The sequence below is a fragment of the Micromonospora sp. AMSO1212t genome, from assembly GCF_008868145.1.
GTDB classification, from domain to species: Bacteria; Actinomycetota; Actinomycetes; order Mycobacteriales; family Micromonosporaceae; genus Micromonospora; species Micromonospora tulbaghiae.
Genome location: NZ_WBKS01000136.1, coordinates 1 through 15,754 on the forward strand (window position 1 = coordinate 1; position 15,754 = coordinate 15,754).

Annotated in this window: 16 protein-coding genes; 11 read left to right on the forward strand and 5 right to left on the reverse strand. The window is 73.8% G+C overall.

The window, feature by feature from the left end; genetic code table 11:
• On the reverse strand, window positions 1–651 hold a 651-nt coding region (locus F8279_RS25230; RefSeq protein ID WP_151501272.1), incomplete at its 3' end, for a TIGR03089 family protein.
• Between the two features lie 150 nt (window positions 652–801).
• On the opposite strand from F8279_RS25230, the gene F8279_RS25235 reads away from it, so the two are divergent.
• Window positions 802–1,947, forward strand: a complete 1,146-nt coding sequence (locus F8279_RS25235; protein WP_091418585.1) for a glycosyltransferase family 1 protein — start codon at window positions 802–804, stop codon at window positions 1,945–1,947.
• Between the two features lie 64 nt (window positions 1,948–2,011).
• Window positions 2,012–3,103 (forward strand): mannose-1-phosphate guanylyltransferase, encoded by a 1,092-nt coding sequence (locus F8279_RS25240; protein ID WP_151501273.1) that lies wholly within the window; start codon window positions 2,012–2,014, stop codon window positions 3,101–3,103.
• 55 nt (window positions 3,104–3,158) lie between these two features.
• On the opposite strand, the gene F8279_RS25245 is transcribed toward F8279_RS25240, so the two are convergent.
• The gene (locus tag F8279_RS25245; RefSeq protein WP_091418590.1) at window positions 3,159–3,728 is read right to left on the reverse strand and encodes an NUDIX hydrolase; all 570 of its coding nucleotides are present in this window, start codon (window positions 3,726–3,728) and stop codon (window positions 3,159–3,161) included.
• A gap of 39 nt (window positions 3,729–3,767) precedes the next feature.
• Between F8279_RS25245 and F8279_RS25250 the strand changes: the two genes are divergently transcribed.
• Both F8279_RS25250 and F8279_RS25255 read left to right on the forward strand, forming a co-directional pair.
• The gene (locus F8279_RS25250; protein ID WP_151501274.1) at window positions 3,768–4,811 is read left to right on the forward strand and encodes a DUF4185 domain-containing protein; all 1,044 of its coding nucleotides are present in this window, start codon (window positions 3,768–3,770) and stop codon (window positions 4,809–4,811) included.
• A gap of 245 nt (window positions 4,812–5,056) precedes the next feature.
• On the forward strand, window positions 5,057–6,046 hold the full coding sequence (locus tag F8279_RS25255) for a helix-turn-helix transcriptional regulator (protein WP_151501275.1): 990 nt from the start codon (window positions 5,057–5,059) through the stop codon (window positions 6,044–6,046).
• 16 nt (window positions 6,047–6,062) lie between these two features.
• Here F8279_RS25255 and F8279_RS25260 read toward each other — a convergent pair whose 3' ends face one another.
• A complete protein-coding gene (locus F8279_RS25260; protein ID WP_151501276.1) occupies window positions 6,063–7,148 on the reverse strand; it encodes a coenzyme F420-0:L-glutamate ligase in 1,086 nt (361 codons plus the stop codon).
• Entirely contained in the window at window positions 7,145–8,092 is a 948-nt protein-coding gene (gene cofD, locus F8279_RS25265; RefSeq protein WP_151501277.1) for a 2-phospho-L-lactate transferase, read from the reverse strand. The genes F8279_RS25260 and cofD overlap by 4 nt, the downstream gene beginning before the upstream one ends.
• Before the next feature lie 99 nt (window positions 8,093–8,191).
• Between cofD and F8279_RS25270 the strand changes: the two genes are divergently transcribed.
• The 6 genes from F8279_RS25270 (at window position 8,192) to F8279_RS25295 (ending at window position 14,783) form a co-directional block, all read left to right on the forward strand.
• Window positions 8,192–9,127, forward strand: a complete 936-nt coding sequence (locus F8279_RS25270) for a hypothetical protein (protein ID WP_151501278.1) — start codon at window positions 8,192–8,194, stop codon at window positions 9,125–9,127.
• A 143-nt stretch (window positions 9,128–9,270) separates the two neighbouring features.
• Window positions 9,271–11,796: a bifunctional FO biosynthesis protein CofGH gene (locus F8279_RS25275; protein WP_151501279.1), complete on the forward strand. Its 2,526-nt coding sequence runs from the start codon at window positions 9,271–9,273 to the stop codon at window positions 11,794–11,796.
• A 150-nt stretch (window positions 11,797–11,946) separates the two neighbouring features.
• Window positions 11,947–12,240, forward strand: coding sequence for a hypothetical protein (locus F8279_RS25280; RefSeq protein WP_091418605.1), 294 nt, complete (start codon window positions 11,947–11,949; stop codon window positions 12,238–12,240).
• 72 nt (window positions 12,241–12,312) lie between these two features.
• Complete coding sequence (locus tag F8279_RS25285) at window positions 12,313–13,710, forward strand: DUF4331 domain-containing protein (protein ID WP_151501280.1); 1,398 nt, start codon at window positions 12,313–12,315, stop codon at window positions 13,708–13,710.
• Window positions 13,711–13,723: 13 nt separating this feature from the next.
• Window positions 13,724–14,062, forward strand: a complete 339-nt coding sequence (locus F8279_RS25290) for a phospholipase (RefSeq protein WP_091418610.1) — start codon at window positions 13,724–13,726, stop codon at window positions 14,060–14,062.
• Window positions 14,063–14,522: 460 nt separating this feature from the next.
• A complete protein-coding gene (locus tag F8279_RS25295) occupies window positions 14,523–14,783 on the forward strand; it encodes a WhiB family transcriptional regulator (RefSeq protein WP_013284161.1) in 261 nt (86 codons plus the stop codon).
• Between the two features lie 101 nt (window positions 14,784–14,884).
• Here F8279_RS25295 and F8279_RS25300 read toward each other — a convergent pair whose 3' ends face one another.
• Entirely contained in the window at window positions 14,885–15,334 is a 450-nt protein-coding gene (locus F8279_RS25300) for a metallopeptidase family protein (protein WP_018787548.1), read from the reverse strand.
• A 153-nt stretch (window positions 15,335–15,487) separates the two neighbouring features.
• On the opposite strand from F8279_RS25300, the gene F8279_RS25305 reads away from it, so the two are divergent.
• Window positions 15,488–15,754, forward strand: a 267-nt coding sequence (locus tag F8279_RS25305) for a DUF3499 domain-containing protein (RefSeq protein WP_132342986.1), incomplete at its 3' end; no start/stop codon positions are given.

A 15,754-nucleotide genomic window follows, 5' to 3' on the forward strand; every position in this document is an offset into this window, starting at 1 on the left:
GGAGGGCAGGCGGGTCGGGTCGGGGTGGGCGCACGCGACCACGCTGGCTCCCGCCGTGAGCGGGGTGAGCAGCCAGTCGACCGGGTCGGGGTGAGTGGTCACGTCGACCAGGAGGCGGTCGCCCCGAGTCAGGCCCAGCTCGGTGGCGCGGGCAGCCGCCCGGGCCAGCAGCGCCCCGTCCGCCTCCCCGCCGGACGGGTCCGGCGTGAAGTGGTCGCCGTGCCCGCGTACCGCGGAGACGAAGTCCGTGCAGCCCGCCGGCACCTGCCGCATCGGGAGCGCGAACGGGTCGAGCGCCAGCGCGTACCGCTCGCCGGCCGGCCACCCGGCTGCCTCGTCCACCCGGTCGACGGCCACGAACAGCGCCTCCACCGGGCCCGCCGTGTCGACTACAGTCAGCTTCGCCGACCAGCAGCCGAGCAGCACGGCGGCGGTCTGCCAGTGCGGCGGCAGCAGCACCCCGGCCGCGTCGCCGGGCGCGGCGCCCGCCTCGTCGGCGAGCAGGTTCGCGGTCTTCGCCACCCAGTTCGCGAGCGTCGCCCCGGAGAGTTCGGTGCGTTCGCCGGTGGCGTCGTCGTACCAGGTCAGCAGCGGTCGGGTGGGGTCGGGCGCGATCGCGTCGGCGAACACCCGGGCAATGTTGTCGGCCATCGGCGCGAACGATACGCGCCCCGCGTGCGTACTCGATGACAACGACAAGTCGGCGTACCGTCGGGTCGCGGTCAGCGCCTCGCGCCCGGCCCGGCGTAGGCTTGCCGAGAGTGTTCTTCCCCACAACTGCGCCACCTGAGGAGTCGCCCCGTGACCGCCGGTCGCCCGCCCCGCGTTCTCATCGACGCCACGAGTGTCCCCGCCGACCGTGGCGGCGTCGGTAGATACGTCGACGGACTGCTCGGCGCGTTGGGCCGGGTCTGCGGCACCGGCGTCGACCTGGCCGTGGTGAGCCTCCGCACCGACCTGGAGCGCTACACCCGGATGCTGCCCGGCGCCGAGGTGATCCCGGCCCCGGCGGCGGTGGCGCACCGGCCGGCGCGACTGGCCTGGGAGCAGACCGGCCTGCCGCTGCTGGCCCAGCAGGTCGGCGCCGAGGTGCTGCACTCGCCGTTCTACACCTGCCCGCTGCGGGCCGGGTGCCCGGTGACGGTCACCGTGCATGACGCGACGTTCTTCACCGAGCCGGAGCACTACGACAAGTCGCGCCGGACGTTCTTCCGCAGCGCGATCAAGACGTCGCTGCGCCGGGCCGGCCGGGTGATCGTGCCGAGCAAGGCCACCCGGGACGAGCTGATCCGGCTCCTGGACGCCGACCCGACCCGGATCGACGTCGCCTACCACGGCGTCGACCAGGACGCGTTCCACGCGCCGGGCGACGAGGAGAAGGCGCGCGTCCGGGCCCGCCTGGGTCTCGGCGACAGCAGCTACATCGCGTTCCTCGGGGCCAAGGAGCCGCGCAAGAACGTACCCAACCTGATCCGCGGCTGGGCCCGGGCGGTGGCCGACCGGCCGAACCCGCCCGCGCTGGTGGTGGCGGGCGGCCAGGGCCACGACGACGACATCGACCGCGCGGTGGCCGAGGTCCCGTCGCACCTGCGGCTGCTGCGCCCGGGTTACCTGCGCTACGCCGACCTGCCCGGCTTCCTCGGCGGCGCGCTGGTGGCCGCCTACCCGTCCTACGGCGAGGGCTTCGGCCTGCCGATCCTGGAGGCGATGGCGTGCGCCGCCCCGGTGCTCACCACGCCGCGCCTGTCCCTGCCCGAGGTGGGCGGCGACGCGGTGGCCTACACCAGCGAGGACCCGGACCAGATCGCCACCGACCTCGGCGCCCTGCTGGACGACGAGCAGCGGCGGCTGTCCCTGGCCAAGGCGGGATTCGACCGGGCCAAGGAGTTCACCTGGGAGTCCAGCGCGGAGGTCCACATCGCGGCGTGGCGGCGGGCCCGGTCCTGAGCGCCGGTTGCCGGTCCCGGGCGACCGACCGTGACGGCTCGCCCGCTTCGGGCATGATGTGCTGATGTTCTACGCCGTCATCCCGGCGGGCGGCAGCGGCACGAGGTTGTGGCCGTTGTCCCGTGCCGGCCACCCCAAATTCCTCCACCCGCTGACCGGCACCCCCGCCTCGCTGTTGCAGGCCACTGTCGACCGGTTGTCGCCGTTGACCACTCCGGAGCGCACGCTCGTGGTCACCGGGGCCGCGCACGCCGCGGCGGTGGCTCGGCAACTGGCCGGCCTGCCGGAGGAGAACATCCTGGTCGAGCCGTCGCCGCGGGACTCCTGCGCCGCGATCGCGCTGGCCGCCGCGGTGATCGCCGCCCGGACCCCGGACGCGGTGATGGGCTCGTTCGCCGCCGACCACCTGATCGGCGACCCGGCCCGGCTGGCCGAGGTGGTACGGCAGGCCATCCGGGGCGCGGAGCAGGGGCTGCTGATGACGGTGGGCATCACCCCGACGCGCCCGGAGACCGGCTACGGCTACCTGGAGACCGGCGACCCGGTGGGGGACGGCACGCTGCGCCCGGTCCGCGAGTTCAAGGAGAAGCCGGCCGCGGAGGTGGCCGAGGTGTACGTCCGCTCCGGCCGGCACCTCTGGAACGCCAGCATGTTCGTCTGGCGGGTGGACGTCTTCCTGTCCGAGCTGGCCCGCCAGCAGCCGGAGCTGCACGCCGGGATCACCGCCATCGCGGCGGCCTGGGGCACGCCGGAGCAGGACGACGTGCTCGGCCGGATCTGGCCGACGCTGCCCCGGATCTCGGTCGACTACGCGGTGATGGAGGGCGCGGCGACGGCCGGCCGGGTGGGTACGGTGCCCGGCGACTTCGGCTGGAACGACGTGGGCGACTTCCACACGCTCGGCGAGGTGCTGCCCGCCGACGGCGCCGGCAACGTGGTGCTGGGCGGGGACGCGAAGCCGGGCGTGCTGCTGCACGACACCACCGGCACCGTGGTGGTGCCGCACTCCGGGCGGCTGGTGGCGACCGTCGGGGTGCACGACCTGATCGTCGTGGACACCCCGGACGCGCTGCTGGTCTGCCCCCGCGACCGCGCGCAGGACGTGAAGAAGATCGTGGACGAGCTGAAGGAACGCGGCGAGGAGGGCCTGGTCTGACGCGCCGGGCCGCCGGAGTGTGGACGCCTCCGGCGGCGCGTCGCGGTGCCGTCGCTCAGCCGCCGGCGTGGCGGGCCAGCACCGCGAGCGCCGGCGGCACGAGCTGAGCGGTGGCGTGGGCGAGTGGCTCGGGCAGCCGGTCCGGCGGGAACCAGCCGAGCGCCTCGGACTCCGCGCTGACCCGCTCGATCGCCCCGGCCGGGGCCAGGACGGCGTACCGGACGTCGTAGTGGAACGACCCGCCCTGGCAGGCGACCTGATGGATGTCCACGTCGATCGGGTCCGGCTCGACGGTCAGGCCGGTGATGCCGGACTCCTCGGTGGCCTCGCGCAGCGCGGCGGCGACCAGCGTCCGGTCGCCGGGCTCGCAGTGCCCGCCGAGCTGCACCCATCTGCGGATCTTGCCGTGCAGGCAGAGCAGCACCCGGCCGTCCGGGTCGAGCACCAGTGCGCTCGCCGTGACGTGCCCGGCCCGGTGCGTCCGGCTCATCGCCACCGGCCCGTCGGCCAGCAGCGCCAGGGTCCGGTCCCGGGCGGCGTCGGCGGCGGGGCTGGTCGCCGTCCAGCGGCTCAGCGTCGCGACGGCGTCGGCGTGCAACTCGGTGTACGGGATGAGATCAGGCACCCGGACACTCTACGAGCGCCGCCTCCGTACCCTGGCGCGGTGACCCTGCGACTCGTCGAGTTCCTGGTGGCCGGCAACGAGGCGAGCGACCTCCTGCCGGTGCGGTCGGCCGCGTTGCTGAGGGCGCACGGCGCGCGCCGCGGCTTCTGGACCGTGCTGGACGAGGGGCCGGTCGAGCAGTGCCTGGCGCTGCTGCTGGAACGGGACGACGGCGAGTGGGTGGCGCACCACGTGCCCGCCGACGCCGGACGGGAGAACGGCCGCACCGAGGACGGCGAGGCGCTGGCCCACCACGACGGCTGGGTGTACGTCTTCGGCTCGCACTTCGGGTCCAAGGGCGGTCCGCTGTGGCCCCGGCGCGCGTTCGTGGCCCGGTTCCGGGAGGACGACGCCGTGGCCGGGCCGCTGCCGGTACGCGTGGTGCGCAACCGCTTCCGGCTGCACCGGGCGGTGAACGACGCGCTCGCCGCCGCTCCGCTGACGCTGCTGCCGCCCGGTGACCGGGTCCGGGAGCGGTTCATCGTGGAGACGCTGGCCCGGGGCACCGCCCGCGCCAAGAGCTGGGTGACCCGGCTGGCCGCGGGCGACCTGCCGATCAACGTCGAGGCGGCGGCGTTCACCCCGGCCGGTACGGCGCTGCTCGGTCTGCGTTTCCCGGTGACCGCCGAGGGGGAGCCGGTCTACGTCGAGCTGGCCGGCGTGCCGGAGATGTTCGACGACCCGGAGCGGCCGGGTGACCTGCTGGCGCTCGGGGCGTACGCGCTGAGCGGGGTGACGCCGCCCGGTGTGCTGGCCGGCTTCCGCGCGATCAGCCCGACGGGCGACGGCGGCTACGCGGCGGTGACCGGGTCGATCGACGCGCTGGGCAAGGGCTCGGTGCTGCTGGACGACCACCCGCACGGCGGCGAGGTGACCTCCCGGCACGTGCGGTTCCGGCACGACGCGGGTGGGAGCGCGCTGGTGGCCGGGGAGGTGGTCGCGGAGCTGGCGCCGTTCCATCATGTGGAGGGGCTGGCCGAGCTGGCGGGACGCTGTTACTACGTCACCGACGAGGACCATCGGGTGGCGCTCTGGATCGGATGAGCGAGGGCCGGGCGGCACCCCTGCGACTGATGTCGCAGACCCTCGTGGTGCCACCCGGCCACGCCCGTCAGCCGGCGTCCGGGTCAACGTTGCGCCCCGGCGTCGGCGGGCAACAGAGAGTTTGCCCAACGCGCCCGCCCAGCGTCGAGGTTTTTCACCTGACGCTTAAAGATGGAGATTAGTACCGGCGGGTACAGTGCGAGGTGTGGCGGGCACCCCCGCCGTCCGCACGGGAGCAGCAACCCATGTTGAAGATCATTTTCTCGGGCGAGGACGTCCTGCGGACCCGGGTCGCCCCGGCCGCGGACCCGCTCTGGGAGCTGGTCCTCAGCCTGCATCTGCTCCAGGGGCGCAGCCGGGACCCGATGATGACCACGTGGCGACGCACCGTGGCGCACGGCCTGCGGACCGACACCGACGCCGAGCAGTACCGCCTGCTGCTCGCGCTCAACCCGCCGCGCGGCTACTTCCCCGACTTCCTCACCCCGTTCGCCAGCCGGGAGGGCTTCCAGGCCGGGCTGGACGCGGTCCGGGGCACCTCTGTGGACATGCTGCGCCGCGACCTGAGGCTGCTCGCCGGGGAGACCACGCTGCCGTCGTCGGCCACCTCGCTCGCCCGTGGCGAGCCGGAGACGCTGCACCATCTCACCGACGCCATGGCGCGCTACCAGTCGCTGGCGGTCACGCCGTACTGGTCCCGGGTGCAGGCGGCGGTCGAGGCGGACCGCGCCCGGCGTGCCCGCGCGATGCTCGACGGCGGCGCCGAGGGGCTGCTGGCCAGCCTGCGGCCGAACATGCGCTGGGTCTCGGGCGTGCTGGAGGTGCTCGACTATCCGGACACCCGGGAGCTGCACCTGGACGGCCGGGGGCTGCTGCTCGTGCCGTCGTTCTTCTGCTCGCGTACCCCGGTGGCGCTCGTCGACCCGACCCTGCCCCCGGTGCTGGTCTACCCGGTCGACCGGCTGGCCGGCCTGACGCCCGCGTCCGGCGCCGCCGTGTCACCGCAGGGCGAGGCGCTCGCCGCCCTGCTCGGCCGCACCCGCTCCCGGGTGCTCCAGGCCGCGGACGAGGGCTGCACCACCGGCGAGATGGCACGCCGGCTGCGCATCTCCGCCGCCGCGGCCAGCCAGCACACCACCGTGCTGCGCAACGCGGGGCTGCTGGTCAGCCGGCGTGACCGCAACACCGTCCTGCACACGCTCACCCCGCTGGGCCGGGCCGTCCTCGACGCCTGACCGCCGCCCGCAGAGGTCAGAGCGCCAGCGTGGCGCTCGCGGCGCTGCCGGACGGGGGCGGAAGCAGCGTCGAGTCGATCCCCTCCGCGGCCAGCGCGGCGCGCAGGCGTTGCAGGTCCGCGCCGAACCGGACCAGGTCCGCCGGGTCGACCGGGGTGGGCGCCGCGCCGAGCAGCAGGCCGGTGGCCGAGGCGGGCCAGCCGGGCACCGTGGCGGCGAGTCCGGCGCGTGCCTCGTCGTCGGTGACGTGGGTGAACCGAGTGCCCGGGGCGACCACGTCGCCGACCGCGTCGATCGCCCGCCGCACCGCGACCGGGTCGGCGGCCTCGGTGCCGGTCCGGTCCGGCAGCGTCGCCGCGGCCCGCAGACCGGCGGCGCGCGCCTCGGCCGTGCCGAGCGAGAACAGGTCCATCGAGGCGTCGCGGACGAGCGCCCGGGCGCCCTCGTCGTCGTCCCGGGTCGCGGCGAGGTAACCCCGGATCACCGCGACCGGCACCTGGTCGCACTTGCCCTTGATCAGCTCACCGGCGGCGGCGAGCTCGTCGACCACCGCCATCTGGGTGACGAACAGCTCGTTGCCGTACGGGTCGACCTCGCCCCGGTGGTCGCGGATCGCCGGCATGCCGGCCACCCCGAGCGCCACATCGGTGAGCCCGTTGCGCCAGGGGCGGCCCATGGTGTCGCTGACGATCACGGCGACGTCGAGGCCGTACCGGTCGCGCAACGCGGCACGCAGCTCCCGCGCGGAGGCGTCCGGGTCGACCGGCAGCAGCACCAGCCGGGTCTTGTCGACGTTCGAGGCGTCGATGCCGGCGGAGGCCATCACGAACCCGTGGTGGGTCTGCACGATCCGGGTCGCGCCCCGGGTCGCCACCACCCGGGCGGTCTCCCCGGCCAGGATGCGGTCCCGCTCGGCGAGCCGTTCCGGGCCGTCGGCCGGCACGTCGACCAGCCGGCCCTCCGCCTTCGACACGATCTTGCTGGTGACCACGAGCACGTCGTGGTCGCGCAGCCAGGGCGCCGCGCCGGTGATCAGCGCCGCCAGGTCGTCGCCCTCGGTCACGTCGCCGATGCCCGGCACCGGCAGGATCTCCAGCCTCACATCAACTCCAGCGCGGCGCGCACCATCGCGGCGGTCGCCGCATCGTCGGTCATCCGCAGCGGCGCCGCGCGGACCGTCACGTCCGGCACCACAGTGCCCTCGTCCTCCGGCGCGACCAGCCAGCCGTCGAGCAGCCCGCCCGCCGACCGGGCGCCGTAGAGGCCGCCCACGCCGGCCGCGCTGCACTCCACGCCGAGCACGGCGAGGCAGCGGTCGGCCATGCCGCGTACCGGCGCGCCGCCGATGATCGGAGACACCCCGATCACCGGGGCCGGGCCGCCGCTCACTGCGTCGCGCAGACCGGGCACCGCCAGCACCGGGGCGATGCTCACCACCGGGTTGCTCGGCGCGATCAGCACCACGTCCGCGGCGGCGATCGCCTCGACCACGCCGGGCGCGGGCTTCGCCGCGTCGGCGCCGACGAAGACGAACCGGTCGGTGGGCACGTCCGCCCGATGGCGAACCCACCACTCCTGGAAGTGGATCGCCCGCCGGCCCTGGTCGTCGGAGACGACGGCATGGGTCTCCAGGCGGTCGTCGGTGGCGGGCAGCAGCCGTACGCCCGGCTGCCAGCGGGCCGCCAGCGCCTCGGTGACCTGGGACAGCGGGTAGCCTGCGTCGATCATCTGGGTGCGCACCAGGTGGGTGGCGATGTCCTTGTCGCCCAGGCCGAACCAGCTCGGCTCCGCGCCGTACGCGGCCAGCTCGTTCTTCACCGTCCAGGTCTCGCCCGCGCGGCCCCAGCCACGCTCCGGGTCGGCGCCGCCGCCGAGCGTGTAGAGCACGCTGTCCAGGTCGGGGCAGACCTTCAGCCCGTGCAGCAGCAGATCGTCGCCGACGTTGACCACGGCGGTCACCTCGGCGCCCACCTCGCGGGCGTACGCCCGCACGCCGAGCAGGAAACGGGCGCCCCCGATGCCGCCGGTCAGTACCACGATGCGCATGGCGTCCATCCTTCCGCACGCGCCGCCGTCGATCGTCCGGTGGCCGGAGAGACTACGCTCACTTCGGCAACTGTCCGCTTTCGTCCCCTGGGGGAGTCCGTGACCAGCCCCGCCGAGCCCGCGTCCGGCGACGCCACGCAGGCCAGCCAGTTGATCAAGCCGTTGCGCGAACTGGCCGCGCTCGTCCTTCTCGGCGCCAACGCCGTGCTGCTCTTCGTCGGCCTGGTGCGCCTGCTACCGGTCGACGACTACAGCACGGCCAGCGGCCGGGCCGGGAGCACGTATTTCACCTTCATCGGCCTGGAGTCGACGGTCCTGCCGCTGCTCGCGGTCCTGATCGCCACCGTGATCCTCCCGGTCGTGCCGAAGGCCAAGCTGATCACCCAGGTGGCGCTGGTCGAGTACGCCGTGTCCGCCGTGTTCGGCGCGCTGACGTTCCTGATCTGGCTGGTCGGCCGGCTCGCCGACGGTGAGGTGCTGGACGCGTTCCTCGGTCTGCTCACCCGCGCGGCCTGGCTGGCCGTCTTCGCGGTCGCCGCGTTCGTGGTGTTCAAGATCTGGCGCACGCTCTACTACGTGCCGAAGCCCAAGCCGCAGCCCGGCGTGTACGGCCAGGCCCAGCCCGGCTGGCCGCAGCAGCCGGGTCAGCCCGGCGGCTACCCCGGTCCGGGCGGCTACCCGCAGCAGCCCGGCCAGGGCTACCCGCAGGCCGGCTCGCCGCCGCCCGGCTGGCCGCAGCAGCCCGGCCCGTACGGGCAGCCGCAGTCGGCGCCCCCGTTCAACACCGCCCCGCCGCACGCGCCGCAGTCCGGCCCGCCGTCCGCCGACCCGCAGTCCGGCTCGCCGTACGCCGGTCCGCAGCAGCCGCCGCAGTACGGCTCGCCGCAGCCCGCGCCGCCGTTCGGCCAGCCGCCGTCGGCCGACCCGACGCAGGCGATCCCGCGCCAGTCCGCCGAGCCGGGTGCGCCGTCGCCCGCCGCCGACGACGAGCGCACCCAGCGGTTCGACCGCGAGGACCCGAACCAGCCCCGCTGAGATCCGCGCGGCGGGCGACGCCTCACCGTCGCCCGCCGCCACCTCGGCCCGCCGCTGTGCGGCAGGCCACCGGAGCCGTCCCGTTGCCCGGACCGCGACCGGGGGCGGGCATCCGGCCGCCCGGCAGCGCTTAGGCTGGGCGGATGGTTGATCGCAGCGACCCCGAACCGACCGAGGCGAGCATCCGGCGGGCACTGGGGCGGGCCGCCACCGGCCGGGCGCTCGACGCCGGCGAGGCCGGCGCGCTGCTGGCCGCCCGCGGGCCGATGCTCGACGACCTGCTCCGGATCGCCGGCGACATCCGCGACGCCGGGCTGCGCGACGCCGGGCGGCCGGGTGTGGTGACGTACTCGAAGAAGGTCTTCATCCCGCTGACCCGGCTCTGCCGGGACCGCTGCCACTACTGCACGTTCGCCACCGTGCCGCACCGGCTGCCCGCCGCCTACCTGGAACGTGACGAGGTGCTGGCGATCGCCCGCGAGGGCGCCGCGCAGGGCTGCAAGGAGGCGCTGTTCACGCTCGGCGACCGGCCCGAGGAGCGGTGGCCGGCGGCCCGCCGGTGGCTGGACGAGCGGGGGTACGACTCGACGCTCGACTACCTGCGCGCCTGCGCGGTGGCGGTGCTGGAGGAGACCGGCCTGCTGCCCCACCTCAACCCGGGCGTGCTCACCTGGTCGGAGTTGCAGCGGCTCAAGCCGGTCGCGCCGAGTATGGGCATGATGCTGGAGACCACCGCCACCCGGCTCTGGTCCGAACCGGGCGGCCCGCACTTCGGCTCGCCGGACAAGGAACCGGCGGTACGCCTGCGGGTGCTCGACGACGCCGGCCGGGTCGGGGTGCCGTTCACCACGGGCATCCTGATCGGCATCGGTGAGAACCGGGCCGAGCGGGTCGACGCGATCTTCGCGATCCGCCGGGCGATGCGGGAGTACGGCCACCTCCAGGAGGTGATCGTGCAGAACTTCCGCGCCAAGCCGGACACCGCGATGCGCGGCATGCCCGACGCGGAGCTGCACGACCTGGCCGCCACGGTGGCCGTGGCCCGGGTGCTGCTCGGCCCGAAGGCCCGCATCCAGGCCCCGCCGAACCTCATCGCGGGCGAGTACGACCTGCTGCTGCGCGCCGGCATCGACGACTGGGGCGGCGTCTCCCCGGTCACGCCCGACCACGTCAACCCGGAGCGGCCCTGGCCGCACCTGGACGAGCTGGCGGCGCGTACCGCGAGTGCCGGGTTCACGCTGCGCGAGCGGCTGACCGTCTACCCGGAGTACGTCCGGGCGGGCGAGCCGTGGCTGGACCCGCGCCTGCTGCCGCACGTCACCGCGCTCGCCGACCCGGCCACCGGGCTCGCGGTCGAGGCGGCCCGCCCGGTGGGACGGCCCTGGCAGGAGCCGGAGGAGGTGTACGGCGGCCGCACCGACCTGCACGTCACCATCGACGTCACCGGCCGTACCGACGACCGGCGGGGCGACTTCGACAGCGTGTACGGCGACTGGGCCGAGGTGGCCGGCAAGGTGGCGCCGGAGGCGCGCGCGGGCGTACCGCTGGGTGGTGGCGCGGACGCCGACCTGCGGGCGGGCCTGCGGCTGGCCGCGGACGACCCGGCGGCGCTGCTGACGCCGGCGCACGAGGCCAAGGCGCTGGCGCTGTTCGGCGCGGACGGCCCGGCGCTCGACGAGCTGTGCCGGCTGGCCGACGACGCTCGCCGGGACGCGGTCGGCGACGACGTGACCTACGTGGTCAACCGCAACATCAATTTCACGAACGTCTGCTATGTGGGCTGCCGGTTCTGCGCGTTCGCCCAGCGGGAGAGCGACGCCGACGCGTTCCGGCTCTCGCTTTCGCAGGTGGCCGACCGGGCCGAGGAGGCGTGGGCGGCCGGCGCGACCGAGGTCTGCCTCCAGGGCGGCATCGACCCGAAGATGCCGGTGACCGGTTACGCCGACATCGTTCGCGCGATCAAGGCGCGGGTGCCCGGCATGCACGTGCACGCGTTCTCCCCGATGGAGATCGTCACCGCCGCGGCGAAGGCCGGTGTGCCGGTGCGGGAGTGGCTGCTCCAGCTCCGCGATGCCGGGCTGGACACCATCCCGGGCACCGCCGCCGAGATCCTCGACGACGACGTGCGCTGGGTGCTCACCAAGGGCAAACTGCCGGCCGCCGCCTGGGTCGACGTGGTGAGCACGGCCCACGAGCTGGGCATCCGGTCCAGCTCCACGATGATGTACGGCCACGTGGACCACCCGGGCCAGTGGCTCGCCCACTTCCGGGTGCTGGCCGGCGTGCAGGACCGTACCGGCGGGTTCACCGAGTTCGTGGCGCTGCCGTTCGTGCACACGAACGCGCCGATCTACCTGGCCGGTATCGCCCGCCCGGGCCCGACCTGGCGGGAGAACCGGGCGGTGCACGCGATGGCCCGGCTGCTGCTGCACGGCCGGATCGACAACATCCAGTGCTCCTGGGTGAAGCTCGGTGACGAAGGCACAGTGGAGATGCTGCGCGGCGGCTGCAACGACCTCGGCGGCACGCTGATGGAGGAGACGATCTCCCGGATGGCCGGCTCCGGCAACGGCTCGGCCCGTACCGAGGAGCAGTTGCGGGCCATCGCCACCGCCGCCGGACGGCCGTTCCGCAAGCGGACGACCGCGTACGGTCACGCCCGCGCCTGAGGTCGAACCTTTCCCCGCCGCACGCCGTACCTGTGGATGCCGGCGGCGGTTTCGGCGAGGACCGCCGCCGGTGACCCCGAACCGGGGCCCGGCGGTGTCCGGGCGCCCGGCCCGCTGCGGCGCTGCGGCGCCGGTCCGGAAAGGTTGCCGATGAGCACTGACGAGACCACCGAGGCGCCGAAACGGCGGACCTGGCCGCGGTTGACCCGCAGGCAGACGCTCACCGCCGCGGCGAGCGCCACACTGGGCGCCGCCGCCCTCACCGTGCCGGGCCTGTCCGCCGCGCAGAACGCCCCCACGGCGAGCCGGCGCGACGAGCCGATCGTGGTCCACCTCCGCGACGCCGCCGCCGGCGTCATGGACGTCTTCGTCGGCACCAACCGGGTCGAGGTACGCGACCGCGGCCTGGCCGACCGCCTGGTGCGCGCCGCCGGCCGGCGCTGATCCCACCCCTTCACCGGCGCGGGCTCCCGGCGCCGGTTCCGCTTTCCGTTCCCCGACGAAGGTGCGTCCGCCATGTCCTCTCACCGCGAGGCCCCGGAGATCGCCAAGGATCCGGTAGCCGACAGTTCCGACCTGTACGCGTTCGTCACGCCGAGCCAGCCGGACACGGTCACGTTGATCGCCAACTACGTGCCGCTGCAGCTTCCCTCCGGCGGCCCGAACTTCTTCGAGTTCGGTGACGACGTCCGGTACGAGATTCACATCGACAACGACGGGGACGGTTATCCGGACGTCACCTATCGTTTCGAATTCACTACCGAGATCACGAACCAGAACAGTTTTCTCTACAACACCGGGCCGATCGAGTCGCTGGAGAGCAAGAACTGGAACCGGCGGCAGTTCTACCGGCTGACCCGCATCGCGGACGGCCGCGCCCGTGTGCTGGCGCACAAACTGCCCTGCCCGCCGTGCAACGTCGGGCCGCTGTCCACGCCCAACTACCAGAACCTGGTCCGGCAGGCGACGTTCAAGCTGTCGACCGGCGAGAAGGTGTTCGCGGGCCAGCGGGCCGACGGCTTCTTCGTCGACCTGGGCGCGGTGTTCGACCTGGGTACGCTGCGGCCGTTCCAGCAGCTGCACGTCGCCGGCAAGAAGCTGTTCCGGACCGAGGGCGAGCCGGTGAACGCGCTGGACCGGCTCAACGTGCACAGCCTCGCCGTACAGGTGCCGCTGAACCAGGTACGCCGCAAGGCGGCCCGCTACGGCTACGCCGACCGCGCCTCGACGATCGGGGTCTGGACCAGCGCCTCCCGCCAGCAGGTGCGGGTGCTCGGCGACCGGGTCGCCGCTGATACCGCCGCTGGACCCTTCACCCAGGTGTCGCGACTCGGTAACCCGTTGTTCAACGAGGTCATCGTGCCGATGTCCAGGAAGGACGTCTGGAACACCCTGCCGCCGTCGGAGGACAAGCGGTTCGCCGGGTTCGTCGAGCGGCCCGAGCTGGCGTCGCTGCTGCCCACGCTCTACCCGGGCGTGTTCGGAAACCTGGACGCGCTCAACAAGTCGAAGAAGCCACGCGCGGACCTGGTGGCGATCCTGCTCACCGGCGTCCCGGCCGGACTGATCGACGGCTTCGCCAACACCACAGGCGACGTCCAGGCGGACATGCTGCGGCTGAACACGGCGATCCGGCCCAGCAGCAAGCCGGACCGGTTCGGCGTGCTCGGCGGTGACCTGGCCGGCTTCCCCAACGGGCGCCGCGTCGCCGACGACGTGGTGACGATCGCGCTGCGCGCCATCGCCGGGCTGACCGTGCCGCTGGTCGACAAGACGTTCCAGCCGGACGCCGCCGCCGCGGCGGTGACGCCGGGCCTGAGCGCGGCCGACGTGACAGCGCCGTTCCTGGCCGACTTCCCGTTCCTCGGCACGCCGTACGACGGGTTCGGCAACCCGCAGGCGAAGAAGTCCTGACGGGAGGCGGCCGATGTCACACCATCACGCTCTCGGCCCGTCGGAGGTGGGCAGCGTCGTGCTCGACCTCGGCGGCGACCGGGGCGCACTGATCATCCACACCGGGCGGGACCTGCACGGCCGGGAGATCGAGATCAGCCGCGTGGACCTCGACGGCCCGCGGACCCACTCGGCCGTACGCGAGCGGCACGTCCGGGACGGTGTGTTCCACAGTGCCGTCTACCCGGATCTGGAGGCGGGTGTTTATACCGTCTGGTGGGACGAGAGTACGTCCGCCGGCGCGATCTCGGTCACCGGCGGGTCAGTCGCCGAATTCGTCTGGCCCACCAGCTCGCCAGCCCGCTTGGACTGAGTCGTCAGTCGCGCCGGAACCCGCGCCCCGTCCACATGATGGACGGGGCGCGGTCGGCGTTGGACGGCTCGACGGGCGGTACCGCGGGAAGCGGGTTACCCTTTGCCCCACCAATTCTGATCTTGGTACGAGCGGCCGGCGGGGGCGTCCGGCCGGCCTGTCGGCGATGCGCCACGGCAGAAAACTTCCGGCAACTCGCCGGGGAGGGCGTTACTCGTCCGGGGTCTGAATCGATAGGGCAGGTTGCGAGGCTACGGGCGACCGCGGCGGTCGTCCCGGACGTGTCGGGAGGGCGACTCCATTATCAAGTTTGGCTTGACGGCGCACGCATTACACGCGTGTAATTTGAATGGGGTTGTTCGCACGGAACGCAACAAATGGTGACCGTACGGACAGGCACGCCTTTCGCGTGGGGGGTTGCAGCGGCGAATGACGCCGGTGCGCGACAAGGAGGCAATCGATGGACGGCCAGCTCGAGGTGGCCGACCTGCTCGGGAACGCGCCGGAGTGGCAGGAGCGAGCGCTCTGCTCGCAGACCGACCCGGAGGCGTTCTTTCCCGAGAAGGGCGGCTCGACCCGCGAGGCGAAGCGCATCTGCTCGCGGTGCGAAGTGAAGACGGAATGCCTGGAGTACGCGCTCGGCCACGACGAGCGGTTCGGGATCTGGGGTGGCCTCTCCGAGCGGGAGCGGCGCAAGCTCAAGCGGCGGGTAGCCGCCTGATCCGCGTACGGGTCCACGGGCGGTGGGGGCCGCCCGGACCCGGGTCGCCGTCCGGCCGGAGGGGTCCGGCCGGGTGGCGGCGACCTGTCCGGCCGAACCGGTCAGGCCAGCTCGTCCGGATCGACCCCGAGCAGATTCGCCACCTGCTCGATGATCACGTCATGCACCAGGTCGGCGAGGTCCTCGCGGTCCATCGCGCGGAACTCCAGCGGCCGCCGGTAGAGCACGATCCGCGGCGGCACCTCCTGGCGGCCGGGCCGCCCCGGCAGCAGCCGGGCGAGCGGCACCTCGCCGTCCTCCAGCACGTCCGAGTCGTAGACGTTCAGATCCGGCGGGACGTCCTCGACCGCGAACTCCACACCGGCCAGCTCCTTGGCGAACCGGCGTTCGAGCGTCTCCACGGTGTCGAGCACCAGATCGTCGAAGACCTCGGCCTTCGTCCGCGCCAGCGGCACCGTGGCCGGCACCAGCCGCCCGCGCAGCCCGCGACCGTGCCGGTCACGGTGGGTGCGCCGGCCGGAGCCGGGGCGGCGGTTCTGGGGGCTCGTCATGACGCACAGGGTAGCCCGGGCCGGCGGCCCGCCCGCTGTCGCGCGGCCGTCCGGCGTGCCGGTGCGCCGACCGGAGGAATTGTGATCACCATGACGGGCGTGTCGTAACGCGAAGCGGTGCGCCGGACCCGGTAATGGGGATACCCTGCCGCCGTGAGGTCACCACGGCGCTGCTCCCGTAACGGCTGCCCCCGGCAAGCGGTCGCCACATTGACCTATGTCTACAACGAGTCGACAGCGGTGGTGGGCCCGCTCGCGGCGTTCGCCGAACCGCACACGTACGACCTGTGTGAGCCGCACGCCCGCAGCCTGACCGCCCCGCGCGGCTGGGACGTGGTGCGGCACGAGGGCGAGTTCGAGCCGCCGCCGCCCACCACGGACGACCTGGTGGCGCTGGCCGAGGCGGTACGCGAGGCCGCA